Below are 14,056 nucleotides of genomic sequence, written 5' to 3'. Positions count from 1 at the left end.
CACCGTCCTTTGCGTAAGGTTAGGGTTGCACTTACTGATTCGCATTTGTGGGGGTGAAGTCCTTTTTATTGCCTAAAAACCCGTTGATTTTTCTCGGGTTCTAGAATATGAAAATCACTCAAATAACAAGCACGAAGACGGCCAGGAAATTTGTTTCACCTGCTTGCCTGCCAGCTTTGAATTCACACAGACAAGCACTTCCACAATACTGCGCAAAGCTTGGACGCTTTCGGCTTTTCTTTTACCCTGCTTAAGTAATGCTTTTTCTAAAAGAACTTCATATATAGGCTGTACACGCAGCAGATCCGCCGTTAAATACGCAATCATAGACACAAAAACCAATGGCAGCATATGGTGAAAAGCCCCAGACATTTCCATAATCAAAATACTTCCGGTAATAGGAGATTTTACAACTGCTGCAAAACATGCCGCCATAGAGAAAATTATTATATTGGCGCTATAAAACGAATCAAGAAGTCCAAACTGAACAAACCCATAGCTAAATAAGCTTCCTCCTAGCGCTCCAATAACCAGCATGGGCAAAAAGATGCCCCCTGGAACACCAGAACCATAGCTAATAAGCGTAAAGAAAAATTTAGCCGCCAACAAAGACAGCAAATACAAGAATCCAAAATTCGTTACTGTCAATTCATTTACCAGACCGTTGCCGCCTCCCAAAACCTCAGGCAACAGCAGCGCAAATACTCCGGCAAAAGCCAAGGGAAGCAACGCTTTGGAAAAGACGGACACCGGCAACAGCTTTTCGAATAGACTTCCCGCCACCAGCAACCCTTTATTAAATGCCGCGCCGAGAATACCCATCCCCACGCCTAGCACCAGCAGAATCCCAAAGCTTGCCACTGGAAACACTGGAACTCCAGCAAATGTAAAAACAGGGTTCTCACCATAAAAATATTGCGACAACACTGTCGCTGTCAATGACGCCGTAATCGCGGATACAAGCACCGCCGGTGAGAAATTCTTATGTAGCTCTTCTAAAGAAAATACAACCCCTGCCAGGGGCGCATTAAATGCCGCTGCCAAACCAGCGCTAGCCCCGCTGGTCAACAAATAACGCTCCTCCATGCGACTTCTTCCCCATAGACGGCTAATCCCTTGTCCAACCACCGCGCCCAACTGAATGGACGGCCCCTCTCGGCCTAAAGAAAGCCCTGCGCCAATAGCCGTCACGCCGCCTGCAAGCTTAGCAACCAGTACGCGCAGCCACGGCATGCGCATAACACCGCCTAATACTCCTTTCACCTGTGGAATACCACTACCTGACGCCATCGGCTCCCAAGCAACTAAGGCATGAAGAATCCCTGCGATCAAGAGAGATAAGCCAATCCAGCCGCATATCGAAATCCAAGATGCGTCTTTTATAGCCATCTGATATAAAAAATTCCTCAGTACTTCCGCGTTTTCTAAGGCGTATCGAAAAAACACTACCACTCCGCCTGCCACCGCGCCAACCAAAACGCTCTCCGTAAACAGCTTAAAACGAAAATTACGCCACTGTAACAGCGCTCCATAGGCGCTACTCACTCGATACTTGCGCATAACCTAACCTCTTCCTAGTTTTCTATTTTCTTATTGTACCACGCCGCTTCTTCCGCTACCGTTTATTTTTTAATTCCGCTCCAAAAATAATTCTCTATTGATAAATTTGACTAAGGAGCAATTGTTGTGTTATTATAAGTACAAATAGAATATGTGTTTTTTAGGAGGAGCCTGTCACCAAGGGCTCTTTTTGTTTTCTTCGCTGTATTCCCGCAAGTCGGGTAATGCATATAGCAAGCGCCTAATTCCAAAATTGGAAGCGGGGGACCCATTCTTGGGGTGAATCCTGAACATTCAGGTAGGGCGTATCTCTTTTCGCCCGAATCCGTCAGCTAACCTCGCCGGCGTAACAAAGGAGGACTTTCATTGAAACCAATCCAAGTAGGACTCTGGGGCTTTGGCAAAACCGGCCGCCTGGTGGCCAACGAATTTTTAAACGACAAACGCTTTGACTTGTCCTGGGTGGTGCGCAAAAGCACCGCCGATCACCATAAGTATGCCAGCCGCTTATTAGGGCAGGAATGCGATACTGGTGAAATTATTTCTATTGAAGACATAGGCCCTTCTTTTTTTCGCGAGCATCCTGTCGATGTTCTTGTTGATTTTTCCGGTTCACGCGGCGTTCACGCCTATCAGCGCGCCGCCGAAGAAGGCATTCCTATTGTCTCGGCTATCTCTCAGTATGAAAAAGAAGACCTTGACTTATTAGAGTCTTTATCCCCAAAAACGCCAGTTCTCTACTCTCCTAATATCACCCTGGGGATCAACGTTTTATTGATTGCAGCCCAAATTTTGCAAAAAATCGCACCTCATGCCGATATTGAAGTCGTCGAAGAACACTTTAAAAACAAGCCGGAAACCTCAGGCACTGCTAAAAAGATCGCCAAACTCTTGCAGCTAGATGACGAACATGTTAACTCCATCCGCGTAGGCGGCATAGTAGGACGACATGAAATTATTTTTGGCATGCCGAACCAAACCATTCGCCTCAGCCACGAAAGCATCAGTCGCGCTTCCTTCGGGCAAGGTGCTATTTTCGCAGCCAACTTCCTGGTAAAACAGCCTCCTGGTTTGTATTCCATGGAAGGGATCATCGCTGACATGTTCCGCGACAATATCCCAGTTTATTAGGGGTGTGAAATCAACCAAATAAAGAGAACCCGGCATCCCATCAGGGGAGTCCGGGTTCTCTTCGTCTTATGGCGCTTGCTGCGGAGCTTTTTCTAGATCTGCTGCCGACTTAGAAGACGCTTTTATACGCAGTTGGACTTCTACTCTTCGTTTCAAACGCTCCTCTAGTACCGCCTGCAGCGATTTACGTACACTTTCTTCCAGCGGTTTCGCACTCACGACAAAGGCTTCGATCTGATAGGTGCTGCTTCCTCGCTGGTAAGAGAAGCGATAATCCTCCAATTCCACCGCAGGCAGCAACGACAGCTTTTCCCTTAACGCCTGTTCGATGATTTCTTCAGGCGTCCCGCTGCGCACAACCTCCACTATTTCTTTTTCTTTTATCTTAGGAAGCAGTGCTTGAAAGGAATCAATATTTTTCTCATCGTTCACTTTTTGCACCAATACAACATCAGCGCTTACCTTCACCGCTTTTCCCAGACGCAGCTCCAGCAAATTCTCCATTTGCCGTATATTTTCAGGGCTAATCACCTTCGTGGTCCGAAACGCCGCCTCGACATCATAGCGTCTGTCCGCTTCGTTAAAGGTGGCAGACAACAAAGTAGACTGCGGCGCAATCATATCCAGCGACTCTTCAAGAGAGGTTTGAATGATCTGCTCCGTATGCGCTTTAGCATATGTCTTATACATAATGAAGGCCAACGGCACAGAGATTAGCACCAGCAGCAACACGGGATAGAAAAGACGTCGAACCGCTGATTGAGCCCCCACTTCCTTTTCACGTCCATGCCCGTTCGCAAAACCTGCTAATTCAAAGACAAGTACAGCGGCAACAACGATAGCTACCATATTAGCAAGAAAAAGCAGAAATGCGCCACCAGCAACGCTCATATTCTGCTGGGCCAAACCAATGCCTACGGTACATAATGGCGGCATCAGCGCCGTAGCAATCGCCACCCCCGGAAGGGTCGCACTTTGCGGCTTCATGCAAATCGCATAGGTCCCCGCCGCGCCGGAGGCTAGCGCAATCACCAAATCCAAAATAGTAGGCGTAGTTCGCGCCATCACCTCGCCAGTCAACTCCGCCCGCGGCAACAGAAGGGTCAACACCATCGCCAATAGAACCGCCGCCACCCCGCCAAGAGCCTCCGCTTTCAACGCCAATAAAAGCAGCGACCGGCTGTTTGCAGCCACCGCCAGCGCGCACCCTAAAATTGGACCCATCAACGGCGCAATCAGCATCGCCCCAATTACGACAGCCGTACTGTTCGACAATAGCCCGTATGTTGCTACCGTACAAGAAAGTACGACCATGATCAAATAGTAGCGACTCATGCTTGCATCAGTGAAAACGTTATTAAAAATAGCGGTTCTTTCTTCTTGATTCGGCCACGCAGCCATAGCCAGTTCACTCCTTTTTGTTAAAGTAACTCAGCAAGTGCATTCACGTTTAGTAAAATTTGAATTATGATTCCTTACTTTTAATTCGACAAAACTCTAATGAAACATTTTCTAAGCACTATAAAAAATCAGATTAATTCGAGTTGGGATTACCAGTTAATTGCGAGCATTCGTTCTACACCCCTAGAAAGAAAAGCCGTACAGACCTCCGTCCACACGACTCTTCAAAAAACAAAAGCTTATAGTTTAATTTACACCTGACCCTCCGGCAGTATGCCCAGCTTCCTGCGCCAATACCTTGAATAAATAGCGCCCAAGGGATTATGGGCCATAACGCGATCCTTAGCCACTAAGCATGATACAGGCGCTGCGGAAGCAGAAGTAAACAGCATATCATGTCCTACGCAGAGGCCTACTGTAAAGTTCAATTCTGTTTTCTCTTTATTCAATACCGCAGCCTGCACCTTCGGATTACACATAACCTCTTTAGCACCGTCTTTTATCGGCTCCAATCCCAGATGGTTTTTCTCGACAGCGCAAACCTTGCAGCAAACCGAATGAACTTCAAAAAACTTGGCAAAATACGCCTCGATCAGCTTAGCTTCTTCAGCTAAACCGATACAAAAGGCCAACCCAATTTTCTTAGTTCCTAAGAGTTTGGCAAATTCTACACTTTCTTCCAGACGGGTCAGCTTCAGATAATAGCGGCCTTCCGTGCAGGCTGCAGCCTGCATCATTTCCAAATCTCTTCCGTGGTACTGTTCTTTCACGTCCTCTACCGACCAGCCTAAACAGTTTTGTCCGATTTTATAGCAATTTTTATGTCCGCATTGTGCACATTTCATAAACCTTCACACTTCTTTCAAAAGGTCTTTACTCTTGCATCAATTTAGCAATAACTTGCTCCCATGCTTCTTCACAAGCTGGAGAACCGGCCTGATCCGGAAGACCTTGATCGCCTCCCAACATAACCAACGGATCTAATGGCAAGGCGCCTAAAAAAGGAATATTCTTTTCAGCCGCCAGCTTTTCTCCGCCTCCTTGACCGAACGGATAATGACAATGTCCACAATCAGGGCAAATAAAACCGCTCATATTTTCAATCAAGCCCCGCAAAGGCAGCTTAACAGCCGCCGCAAAATTCAGCGATTTTCGCACATCCGCCAATGAAACCTCTTGCGGGGTTGTCACGACGATTCCTTCACATTGCGGCACATCTTGAACCAAGGTTAAAGGCTCATCACCGGTACCAGGAGGGCTGTCCATCAAGAGAACGTCCAGGTTTCCCCAATCGGTATCGCCAAGCAATTGCTGTATCAGACCAATCTTCAAAGGCCCGCGCCAAATTAATGCTTCGTCAGGTGTGTTGAGCAGCCCCTGCATCGTAACGACTTTTACATTCGACCCATGAGTAAAGGGCTGAATTCTATCCCCTACAGCTGTATGCTGCTGCCCCCGCATGCCAAAAATGCCGCTTTGGCTCGGTCCGTGCAAGTCCGCGTCCAACACGCCCACTTTCCAGCCTTTAGCCGCCAGACGGACTGCTAACTGCGCGGTTACCGTGCTTTTACCCACGCCTCCTTTACCGCTCATAACCAGCCAGCGGCGTTTAATGCCTGCAAGATTTTTCTCGATCTTCGTCATTTCACTCATAGTTCCTACTCCTTCAATTTTTCTATAATATTTTTCTTTATCACAAGCCGTGCTTGCTGCTATAACGCTTTTTGCACGTTCTGCCATAATAGTTGGATTGCTGTCTGCAGCTCTTTGCCGCCGCTTTCCCAAATGCTGCAGCCTTCGGAAGACGCCTTGCGAAAGGCTTCATGATAAGGAAGTTCGCCTACCGGCACAAGCCCCGAATCCGCAATCCATTTTCTAGCAATGGCTGTTTGCCCCTCATGCAAGGTCGCCTTATTAATACATGCCAGCACCGGAACTTCAAAGTGTTTTGCCAGCGCCACTAAGCGTTTCGCATCAGCCAAGCCGCTTCCTGTCGGTTCTAATACCAACAGCACAGCATCAGCCCCGGTTAAAGAAGCAATCGTAGGACAGCCTACACCGGGAGGACCGTCGACCAAAAGCCATTCCGCCCCCTGCAGCAGAGCCCGTTCTTTAGCCTCCCGACGCACCTGAGAAACTAACTTCCCCGAATTTTCAATTGCAATGCCCAATTCCGCATGTACCAAAGTCCCAAAGGGACTTTCCGACACCAGCCAACAGCCTGCCTGCCGTTCCCTCATATCCACCGCTTTTTGCGGACATACCAATGCACAGGCGCCGCAGCCTTCACAAGCAAGCTCGTCCACTACTCCGGCGCTAGTAATAGCACCAAAACGACACACTTCTTCACATTTCCCGCAGCTCGTACAAAGAGCTTGATCGACAAACGCTTCCAGCCCCGCAAAAAAAGGTTGCCTTTCAATTTCTTTCGCGTTCAGCGTCAGATAAAAATTAGCGGCATCAACATCGCAATCCACCAAAACCTTTTTTTCTAAAATGCGCGCCAACGCAGCACTCACCGAAGTTTTGCCACTGCCGCCTTTGCCGCTTAGCACAACAATTTCTTTCATACTTTATCCCCCTTGGCCAACGCTCTCACTTGCAGCCAAAAATTCGGCCAATCCACCGAAATCTGCGTATCGATATTCCCAGCAGCATATTTTTGGGCAAATTCCCTAGAATAAGGAATCCGCAAAAGGAGCGGCACGTTCATAGTCTGGCATAGTTTTTCTACTTCTTTTTCCAGATGACTTCCATCGCTTTTATTGAGCACAACTCCCGCCGGAATGCCAATCCTGGCTGCGACAGAAAGAGCGCCTCTCAAATCATGAATGCCAAACAAGCTTGGTTCCGTAACCAAAATGCAGCAATCGCTCCCTTTGACAGCCGCTACCATGGAACAGGTAGTTCCAGGAGGACAATCAACAAGGGTCAACTCCGGCTTTCCTGCAGCTGCCGCTTTTTTAGCCGCATCAATTACGACCGTGCTTGCTACGCTGCCAATTTTGAGCAGTCCTTGAATATATACATGTTCCTGCCCGTCTTTTCGCCAAACACCACAGCGCACCTGCCCCACTTCTTCTGGCCGCTCCCGCAATACCTGCGCCGGACAATGTCGGACACAAACACCGCAAGAATGGCATAATTCCGGAAATACCATTGGTTTTCCCCCAGCCATAGCCAGGGCTTGAAAACGACATAGATCCGCACAAGTACCACATCCAATACACTCGCCGAACAATTCAGGAACTTGCCTCGTCACTACTTGTTCCTGACGCCACTCTACCTCGCCAAAAACATCGCCATCAGGCGCTTCTACATCACAATCAACCCAAATAATACTATCGGTTGGCGCTTTCTGCATCATCAATGTCGTCAGAGTAGTCTTTCCAGTACCGCCTTTGCCGCTGGCAATGCTAATACGCATAAGTTCACTCCTTTTAAAGTTTTCTAAAAGTTCATTAAGAAATATGTTTCTTTTGTATAAATCTATCCTACCACTTGAAGATTTTTTCGTCAATTACGAAATAAGTTTCTTTTTTCTTGACAATTCCCAATATGTATCTTATGCTCAATTTGAAACATATTTCTTTTCAGTTTTCAATCAGCCTCATCTTATACGGATTCAAGCGAAAGTAATTCAAAAGCCTGCGCAAATCCATCGTTCACGCAGGCTCTTCTTGTTCAAGTTACGCAGTGTGTTCTTGTCTTTTTTGCCATTCCTCTAATGCTTGCGCTAATTGATCTGTACAAGAAGTACCATTGCGACATAGATTGCCTCTGAATTTATCAATAAATTCTTGTACGTCCATTCCTTCCACCAAAATACCAATAGCCCGTAAGTTCCCGGGACATCCTCCTTTAAAAGAAACCTGACTCAATTTCCCCTCATAAATTTCAAAAGAAATTTCCTTTGCACAAGACCCGACTGTCTTATACTTCATACGAATCACCTCATTAAGTGTACTTTGTCCTTCTCAGCTTAATGAAACAAATTTCATTTGTCAATAATTATCAAGGAGGAATTAATATGAACCCGTGCAACACTCGCCCTGATATCGTTTTAACCAGCCGTGGCTTGCATCCTGAAGCAGCTTTAGACCCTCGCTTTCGCGGCGCTTCTTTTTTAGCCGCATACTGGAAGCAGCCGGAAAAGTGGCTATTCATTTCACTAACGACGGATCAGCCCAATAGTAAAGAGCAGGAAACTGTTAAAAAAATTTTAGACTGGCAACCTTCATGTATTGTCACTGGTTATATTGGTTTACAGTCCTTCCGTTCTTTAGCCAGAGCAAACATCAAAATTTACACTTACGAAAAAGGCTCTATCATAGACTGCGTGCATGCAGCCTTAAACAATACTCTTCCATTATTAAACCATTCTAACGCCCTTGATCTTCATTAAAACTTCATAGAGCTGCAGACATCTGAAAACGCAGAATGTCCGCAGCTCTTTTCTATGCCTGACATTCATACCACATCATCAGCAGCAGATGATGTTTTTCCTAAATATTCTTCCACTGCAGCATGCAATGCCGCAGCTCCCAAGTTGGAACAATGTTTTTTAACTTCCGGCAAGCCCCCTAAAGCCTGCAAAATATCCTCTTCGCTAATAGCAAGGGCTTCATCCAAGGTTTTCCCTTGCGCCAAAACGGTTGTCATACTGCCAGAAGCAATAGCCGGCGCACAACCAAACACAAGAAAACTGCAGCGTTTAATCCGTCCTTCGTCAACTTTAATAAAAATAACGCACTGATCCCCGCAATCGCCGTCTCCCATTACACCAATACTGTCCGCATCCTTCATCAGCCCCACATTTTTCGGTTCTGTAAAATGCTCCATTACCATTTCAGAATACATAGCACACCTCTTTACTAATCACTTGCTTTCGCACCGCAGAATCTCACTTCTTATTGAATCCACTTCTTTTTAATATTTTGAGTACTATACCAAAACAAGCCCATTGAAAACACACACAATATTAGAAATTCATCCATTATAGAAAACATAGTCGTACCATTTATAGCCCCGCGCAGCATGTCTGCTCCATATGTCAAAGGCAAGCAATACGATACCGGTTGCAGCCAAGCCGGAAGATTCTCTACAGGAATAAAAAGCCCGCACAAAAACATCATCGGAAAGCGAAAGAAATTGGAAAAAGTTTGCGCTTCAAATACTTCACTGGCGGAAACCGCAATATAAAGACCTAAAAATGTGGAAGTCGCCGCAATAAGAACTATTGCTAGAAATAGAACAACCCAATCTACACCGGATAAGTCGATCAAAAAAGAAGCAAAAAATACCGGCACCAACGCATTCACAATCCCAAATAAAATTGCGCCGCTCGTTTTAGCCAGCATTAATATATTTAAGCTAATGGGGGCCAGCAAAAGCCGCTCAAAGGATCTGCTTTTCCGTTCAAACGTAATAGTAACCGCCAACATGGAAGTGGCGCCGAATAAAATAGACAAACCCATCACACCAGGCAAAAGCTCTTTAATGTCAATAGCACTTTGTGTACGGATAAAAAACATCAATGTCCACGATATAGGAAACAACAAGCCCCAACTAATATTAGGCGGCTTTAAATAATATGTTTTCATATCTTTACAAAGGATGGCCCAAAAAGCAATACTTTCCCTCATCGCTGCGCACCTTCCTTTTCCTTGCGCATCTGTGCCAACCCAATGCCTGTAATATTTACAAATACATCCTCTAAAGAAGGCTTAATCCATTTCGCCTCGTACACCATAACGCCGCGCTTTGAAAAAAAGCTCATAAACGGCATAAGTTCGACTCTTTCGCTAGTCAGCACTCGTACTGTTTTCTCATCCGGCATATCTACTTGTACAGGTAACATTTGGGTTAGTTCTTGCTGTAAAGAAGGAGCCTTTCCTTCCACTCGAAACTCAAGTACATGCTGCCCTTGCCCTTCTTGCAATAAGGCTTCTACCATTCCCATGCGCACCAATTTCCCTTTAACTATAAACGCAACACGGTGGCATAACTTTTCCGCTTCTTCAATGTGATGCGTAGTTAGAAATACTGTCACTCCCGTACGGTTGAGTTCCCATATAAGGGTACGTATTTGCCGAACACTTTCTACATCAAGTCCTGTTGTAGGCTCGTCCAAAAATAATATTTCCGGCTCATGAAGCAATCCCGCAGCAATAGTCAGTTTCCGTTTCATACCTTTTGAATATGCCTTGAAGGGTTTATTCCCCGCTTCTGACAATCCGAACACTTCCAGCAATTCTCGTGCTCGACGCTCTCTTCTTCTTTTCTCCATTCCATACAAAGATCCGCAAAAAATCAAATTATCAAAGCCATTCATTTCATCATATAAATTACTTTCATCCGCTACCACGCCGATACGGCGCTGTGCATCTTTTACCCTGGCAACACAATCTACGTCGCCTAAACGAATCTCTCCGGCTGTCACCCTTGCCAGCCCTATCAACATATTGATTGTCGTTGTTTTTCCGGCTCCATTAGGTCCTAAAAGGCCGAATATTTCGCCTGCTTCTACAGAAAAATCGATTCCATCTACTGCTGCAAAATCTCCGTACTTTTTCCGCAAATTCTTCACTTCCAGCAAGGCCATCACTTACACCTCCTGAAACCATAACGCCAAAACAGGACAAAAGCGCCAGAGCTCTCGCTCTAACGCTCATTTTTAGAATTCTTCCGGTATAAATTTAGGATACGGACTACCGCAACGGCAAGATTTTTCTGCAAACCGCCCTGCCCAGCCAGTTCGCATGCGAATCGCCGGAGAACTCCGCCGCCTCAGCGCGGTCAGCACTAGCTCGCCTGCCTCACCAGGCGCCGTCAACTCTTGCGTCTGCGGATCAATGAGTTCCGGCCAGAAGGAATCAATAGGCAAGTGGAACCCGCCCCCTTGCGGGCACTCCCAGGCGACAAGAGACGCCTGCAGTCCCGGCAAGCCCCACTGAAGATACACAGGATAGCCTAAGTACTTTTGCCAAGCTTGTCGTTGTTCTTCGGACACTCCCGCAGTCAAACAAAAGAACGTCCGACAAGTTCCCAAACCTTCGCCACTATTCATCCACGCATCCAACAGAGGCGCCGACAACGCACAGGCGCTAGCGCCACATTCGCTGACGGTTTCCCACGGACGCGCACTTAAGGAAACAACAGTAGTCTGCATAGTTTTAGCGCCTTCTAATACACCCCATGCAGGACCTTCGCCATCCAGTCCATCAGCCACTAATAAAATAGAGGCTAGCGTCATACCGCAGGAGCGAAGCCAAAAAGCGCTTTTCTGCGCCCAATCGTCCACTTCCTCTACCAAATACGGAGTTGAATTCATTAACCGTGCAACACCGCTTAAAGGCAGCGTCAAACGCGCAAAAGGAGACGCAGAGGGTTCGGGTTTAGGCTGCAAAGGCAAAGCCGCTAACTCTTTTAGAGGCAGCTTTTCCGAATTCACGCCCGCAACGCGGCAACGTTCTTTAAAATCATTGTCTTTTTCCCGGGCCCAAAGCAGACAATCTTGCCAAAGCTCTTCGGGCGAATCTTTCTTAACTTCTTCGCTCAAAGCTACACCTCTTTTTTACTTATGACCAGTGCAGGGCTGTCCCTCTTCATGAGAGCAAGGATTATCCCCTTGTACCAGCTGTCCGGCCAAATACAAACGAACCAGTTCTTGCGGATCTTGCGCCGAAGCGCCGCAGACTACTTCAATACCATGGGTAGCGAAAATCATCTGAGCTCTAGCCCCCATACCGCCTGCAATCACTTTATGCACGCCCTGCTGCGCCAGCCAGTTAGGAATAACGCCCGGTTCATGCGGCGGCGGCGTCAGCATTTCCATCCCCCGTACCTGGCCATTCTCTACGGCTACAATAGCAAACTGCTCGCAATGACCAAAATGCGCACATAACATTCCCTGATAAGTTGGTACTCCATACTTTTCCATTAAAATTTCCTCCTCCAAATTATACCGTTATTATTTTTCGCAATAGAATTACCAATGACCTTCTACATCCGCCTGCAACTGACGCTGCAGTTTGCCAGCTTTCCAGGCTTCCATGGCGGCTTCTACAGTTAACCCTTCTTGAGCCAAATACACTTCCGCCTGATTGGCTTCCAATACCCGAAATGCTTTTGGACCGACGTGGCCTGTAATAACCACTTTGGCCCCCAAACGTTCGACGGCTTGCGCCGCTTGAATCCCAGCTCCTTGAGCTGCATTCATATTAATGGTGTTATTTACACTTTCCCATTTACCGCTTTCTGTATCATACACACAGAAAAACGGCGCCCTGCCAAAGCGCAACTCCATTGCTTGACGCGGTTGCTCACTTTGAGCGGTAACCAATACTTTCATATCCGTTCCCCTTTCCAAAACATATTTCAAAATCATTTTCAAAAAAAGACATTCGAAAATGCCTTTTTGAAAACTGTTTCACTATGATGATTGTATCGCAAGCATGCTGCACAGTCAAGCCTTTGTATCTAAGCTTATTTCCTCGCCTCCGCATACAGGACAACGGTTCTCGCCGCCGCAGCGCCCTCGTGCGCAGCGGCCTATCCATTGATTCCCGCAAGAAGCGCATTTCCACAAACTCCGTCCGCGTGAACATCCTTTTTCCAAACGAAAATTTCCACCTTCCACTTGCAAGCATTTCGCCTGCCAAAGAGCGCGAGCCACCTTTTGCCGCGCCTGCATGAGCACCCGGCAGAAAGTCGGTTTCGAGATATCCATGCATTGCGAGGCCTGGTCCTGATCCAGCCCGTCCAAATCAGCCAGCCGCAAGGCTTCCATCTCTTCCACAGTAATGATTTCATCTTCCAATTCATCTATCGGTATCCCTGCCGGTTTGAACCGCGCCCAAGGCGGCATCATCCCAACTGCGCGTTCTTTTGTCGGTCTTGGCATCTAGGCTCCTCTTTTCCGCATATGATTTCTTTTTCAGCATACTGTTTTATTTTTCATCCGTCAATATAGGAAATGACTTCCAACACGAATCTAGAACCGCCAAAAGTGGCAGCCACAAAATTTGCAGCTGCCACTTTCCATTTTAAGCTATTCCGTTTTTCATGCTTGAATTACTTTCCCTACCATACCGCTAATAAACACCTCACCCAATCGACGTTCCAGCTCTCCCATCATGACAAAGCCTGTACAATGACTAGCCGCTATAAATTGCGGCTTATACGCTTCAATTTGAGCCAACGTCTTTTCTTGCTGAATTTTGGATACAGGGCCTAAATGCGTACCTCCTACCCAGCCAATCAGCTTATTAACGCCAAGCACCTTGAAGCCATGTTCCACTGTATTTACAAACCCAGAATGAGCGCAGCCGCTTAACACCACTAACCCCTCTGGATGTTTATAATATAACGACGTATCGTCCACCAGTTCATCTTGAACCTCTTCACCGTTTTCTCTCAACAAGACCAGTTTCTTATCGCCTTCTTCATACTCTGTGGTCTTAGTCACCGTACCGCTGAATACTAATCCGTCAATAATCTCCTGAGGCTTCTCAGACAAGCAAAATTGAGCCCCAACGGTTTCTAATTCCTCCTGCGAATTAGAAATGCCGATATACCGCCGCTTTCCTCCTGCCACTGAGTATCGTTCCGTAAAGATCGCAGAATGTCCATACACCGGCACAGGCTTAGTACGATGCTTCAAAACATGTATTAATCCGCTGGCATGGTCGTAATGCCCATGACTAATAGCAATGGCATCCAATTCATCAGGATGCACTCCCAGCAAGCTCAAATTATGCACTGCCACGTCAGACTGTCCTGCATCCAACAATATTTTTTTGCCTCCAATCTCTATAAGCAGCGCATAACCATGCTCCGCCCGCAACGGACGCGGCATAGAATGGGACACCATATTATCCACAACAACAGTTAATTTCATTACACATGACCTCCTTGTTTACTTCGTTTTACTTATCATCCGACAAATTGACTAAAAATCAAC

At 46.7% G+C, this 14,056-nt stretch carries 17 protein-coding genes and 1 riboswitch; of the genes, 2 read left to right on the top strand and 15 right to left on the bottom strand.

Annotation, left to right across the window (positions count from 1 at the left end):
* Positions 1 to 114 precede the first annotated feature (114 nt).
* On the bottom strand, positions 115 to 1,560 hold the full coding sequence (locus PHF27_RS09650; protein ID WP_300069125.1) for a ClC family H(+)/Cl(-) exchange transporter: 1,446 nt from the start codon (positions 1,558 to 1,560) through the stop codon (positions 115 to 117).
* 228 nt (positions 1,561 to 1,788) lie between these two features.
* Positions 1,789 to 1,923: riboswitch (cyclic di-AMP (ydaO/yuaA leader) on the top strand.
* Positions 1,924 to 1,926: 3 nt separating this feature from the next.
* On the opposite strand from PHF27_RS09650, the gene PHF27_RS09645 reads away from it, so the two are divergent.
* Positions 1,927 to 2,691 (top strand): dihydrodipicolinate reductase C-terminal domain-containing protein, encoded by a 765-nt coding sequence (locus tag PHF27_RS09645; protein ID WP_300069122.1) that lies wholly within the window; start codon positions 1,927 to 1,929, stop codon positions 2,689 to 2,691.
* A gap of 66 nt (positions 2,692 to 2,757) precedes the next feature.
* On the opposite strand, the gene PHF27_RS09640 is transcribed toward PHF27_RS09645, so the two are convergent.
* The 6 genes from PHF27_RS09640 to PHF27_RS09615 form a co-directional block, all read right to left on the bottom strand.
* The gene (locus PHF27_RS09640) at positions 2,758 to 4,092 is read right to left on the bottom strand and encodes a TIGR00341 family protein (RefSeq protein WP_300069120.1); all 1,335 of its coding nucleotides are present in this window, start codon (positions 4,090 to 4,092) and stop codon (positions 2,758 to 2,760) included.
* 251 nt (positions 4,093 to 4,343) lie between these two features.
* Positions 4,344 to 4,937, bottom strand: coding sequence for a DUF1847 domain-containing protein (locus PHF27_RS09635; protein ID WP_300069117.1), 594 nt, complete (start codon positions 4,935 to 4,937; stop codon positions 4,344 to 4,346).
* A gap of 28 nt (positions 4,938 to 4,965) precedes the next feature.
* Positions 4,966 to 5,745 (bottom strand): Mrp/NBP35 family ATP-binding protein, encoded by a 780-nt coding sequence (locus PHF27_RS09630; RefSeq protein WP_300069114.1) that lies wholly within the window; start codon positions 5,743 to 5,745, stop codon positions 4,966 to 4,968.
* A 59-nt stretch (positions 5,746 to 5,804) separates the two neighbouring features.
* Positions 5,805 to 6,662 (bottom strand): ATP-binding protein, encoded by an 858-nt coding sequence (locus PHF27_RS09625; protein WP_300069112.1) that lies wholly within the window; start codon positions 6,660 to 6,662, stop codon positions 5,805 to 5,807.
* Positions 6,659 to 7,519: a 4Fe-4S binding protein gene (locus tag PHF27_RS09620; RefSeq protein ID WP_300069109.1), complete on the bottom strand. Its 861-nt coding sequence runs from the start codon at positions 7,517 to 7,519 to the stop codon at positions 6,659 to 6,661. The genes PHF27_RS09625 and PHF27_RS09620 overlap by 4 nt, the downstream gene beginning before the upstream one ends.
* A gap of 262 nt (positions 7,520 to 7,781) precedes the next feature.
* The gene (locus PHF27_RS09615) at positions 7,782 to 8,036 is read right to left on the bottom strand and encodes a TIGR03905 family TSCPD domain-containing protein (protein ID WP_300069106.1); all 255 of its coding nucleotides are present in this window, start codon (positions 8,034 to 8,036) and stop codon (positions 7,782 to 7,784) included.
* Between the two features lie 86 nt (positions 8,037 to 8,122).
* Between PHF27_RS09615 and PHF27_RS09610 the strand changes: the two genes are divergently transcribed.
* The gene (locus PHF27_RS09610; RefSeq protein WP_300069103.1) at positions 8,123 to 8,497 is read left to right on the top strand and encodes a hypothetical protein; all 375 of its coding nucleotides are present in this window, start codon (positions 8,123 to 8,125) and stop codon (positions 8,495 to 8,497) included.
* A 65-nt stretch (positions 8,498 to 8,562) separates the two neighbouring features.
* Here PHF27_RS09610 and PHF27_RS09605 read toward each other — a convergent pair whose 3' ends face one another.
* The 8 genes from PHF27_RS09605 to PHF27_RS09570 form a co-directional block, all read right to left on the bottom strand.
* Positions 8,563 to 8,952, bottom strand: coding sequence for an iron-sulfur cluster assembly scaffold protein (locus PHF27_RS09605; RefSeq protein ID WP_300069100.1), 390 nt, complete (start codon positions 8,950 to 8,952; stop codon positions 8,563 to 8,565).
* 50 nt (positions 8,953 to 9,002) lie between these two features.
* Positions 9,003 to 9,737: an ABC transporter permease gene (locus tag PHF27_RS09600; RefSeq protein WP_300069097.1), complete on the bottom strand. Its 735-nt coding sequence runs from the start codon at positions 9,735 to 9,737 to the stop codon at positions 9,003 to 9,005.
* The gene (locus PHF27_RS09595) at positions 9,734 to 10,696 is read right to left on the bottom strand and encodes an ABC transporter ATP-binding protein (RefSeq protein WP_300069094.1); all 963 of its coding nucleotides are present in this window, start codon (positions 10,694 to 10,696) and stop codon (positions 9,734 to 9,736) included. The genes PHF27_RS09600 and PHF27_RS09595 overlap by 4 nt, the downstream gene beginning before the upstream one ends.
* A 72-nt stretch (positions 10,697 to 10,768) precedes the next feature.
* Positions 10,769 to 11,653 carry a hypothetical protein gene (locus PHF27_RS09590; RefSeq protein ID WP_300069091.1) on the bottom strand — a complete coding sequence of 295 codons (885 nt, stop codon included), beginning with the start codon at positions 11,651 to 11,653 and terminating at the stop codon, positions 10,769 to 10,771.
* Positions 11,654 to 11,668: 15 nt separating this feature from the next.
* Entirely contained in the window at positions 11,669 to 12,034 is a 366-nt protein-coding gene (locus PHF27_RS09585; RefSeq protein WP_300069089.1) for a NifB/NifX family molybdenum-iron cluster-binding protein, read from the bottom strand.
* A 48-nt stretch (positions 12,035 to 12,082) separates the two neighbouring features.
* Positions 12,083 to 12,445, bottom strand: coding sequence for a NifB/NifX family molybdenum-iron cluster-binding protein (locus PHF27_RS09580; RefSeq protein ID WP_300069086.1), 363 nt, complete (start codon positions 12,443 to 12,445; stop codon positions 12,083 to 12,085).
* 114 nt (positions 12,446 to 12,559) lie between these two features.
* Positions 12,560 to 12,997, bottom strand: a complete 438-nt coding sequence (locus tag PHF27_RS09575) for a DUF134 domain-containing protein (protein WP_300069083.1) — start codon at positions 12,995 to 12,997, stop codon at positions 12,560 to 12,562.
* A 159-nt stretch (positions 12,998 to 13,156) separates the two neighbouring features.
* A complete protein-coding gene (locus PHF27_RS09570; RefSeq protein ID WP_300069081.1) occupies positions 13,157 to 13,993 on the bottom strand; it encodes an MBL fold metallo-hydrolase in 837 nt (278 codons plus the stop codon).
* Positions 13,994 to 14,056: the final 63 nt, after the last annotated feature.

It is taken from the genome of Anaeromusa sp. (genome assembly GCF_028691475.1).
Taxonomy (GTDB): domain Bacteria; phylum Bacillota; class Negativicutes; order Anaeromusales; family Anaeromusaceae; genus Anaeromusa.
Note: the sequence above shows the minus strand (reverse complement) of the source record. Positions and strands in the feature narration are given on the sequence as shown.

Excerpts from the sequence above, each read along its gene's own strand:
- PHF27_RS09650 (WP_300069125.1), bottom strand. The coding sequence starts at position 1,560 with ATGCGCAAGTATCGAGTGAGTAGCGCCTATGGAGCGCTGTTACAGTGG.
- PHF27_RS09640 (WP_300069120.1), bottom strand. The coding sequence starts at position 4,092 with ATGGCTGCGTGGCCGAATCAAGAAGAAAGAACCGCTATTTTTAATAAC.
- PHF27_RS09635 (WP_300069117.1), bottom strand. The coding sequence starts at position 4,937 with ATGAAATGTGCACAATGCGGACATAAAAATTGCTATAAAATCGGACAA.
- PHF27_RS09630 (WP_300069114.1), bottom strand. The coding sequence starts at position 5,745 with ATGAGTGAAATGACGAAGATCGAGAAAAATCTTGCAGGCATTAAACGC.
- PHF27_RS09625 (WP_300069112.1), bottom strand. The coding sequence starts at position 6,662 with ATGAAAGAAATTGTTGTGCTAAGCGGCAAAGGCGGCAGTGGCAAAACT.
- PHF27_RS09620 (WP_300069109.1), bottom strand. The coding sequence starts at position 7,519 with ATGCGTATTAGCATTGCCAGCGGCAAAGGCGGTACTGGAAAGACTACT.
- PHF27_RS09615 (WP_300069106.1), bottom strand. The coding sequence starts at position 8,036 with ATGAAGTATAAGACAGTCGGGTCTTGTGCAAAGGAAATTTCTTTTGAA.
- PHF27_RS09610 (WP_300069103.1), top strand. The coding sequence starts at position 8,123 with ATGAACCCGTGCAACACTCGCCCTGATATCGTTTTAACCAGCCGTGGC.
- PHF27_RS09605 (WP_300069100.1), bottom strand. The coding sequence starts at position 8,952 with ATGTATTCTGAAATGGTAATGGAGCATTTTACAGAACCGAAAAATGTG.
- PHF27_RS09600 (WP_300069097.1), bottom strand. The coding sequence starts at position 9,737 with ATGAGGGAAAGTATTGCTTTTTGGGCCATCCTTTGTAAAGATATGAAA.
- PHF27_RS09595 (WP_300069094.1), bottom strand. The coding sequence starts at position 10,696 with ATGGCCTTGCTGGAAGTGAAGAATTTGCGGAAAAAGTACGGAGATTTT.
- PHF27_RS09585 (WP_300069089.1), bottom strand. The coding sequence starts at position 12,034 with ATGGAAAAGTATGGAGTACCAACTTATCAGGGAATGTTATGTGCGCAT.
- PHF27_RS09580 (WP_300069086.1), bottom strand. The coding sequence starts at position 12,445 with ATGAAAGTATTGGTTACCGCTCAAAGTGAGCAACCGCGTCAAGCAATG.
- PHF27_RS09575 (WP_300069083.1), bottom strand. The coding sequence starts at position 12,997 with ATGCCAAGACCGACAAAAGAACGCGCAGTTGGGATGATGCCGCCTTGG.
- PHF27_RS09570 (WP_300069081.1), bottom strand. The coding sequence starts at position 13,993 with ATGAAATTAACTGTTGTTGTGGATAATATGGTGTCCCATTCTATGCCG.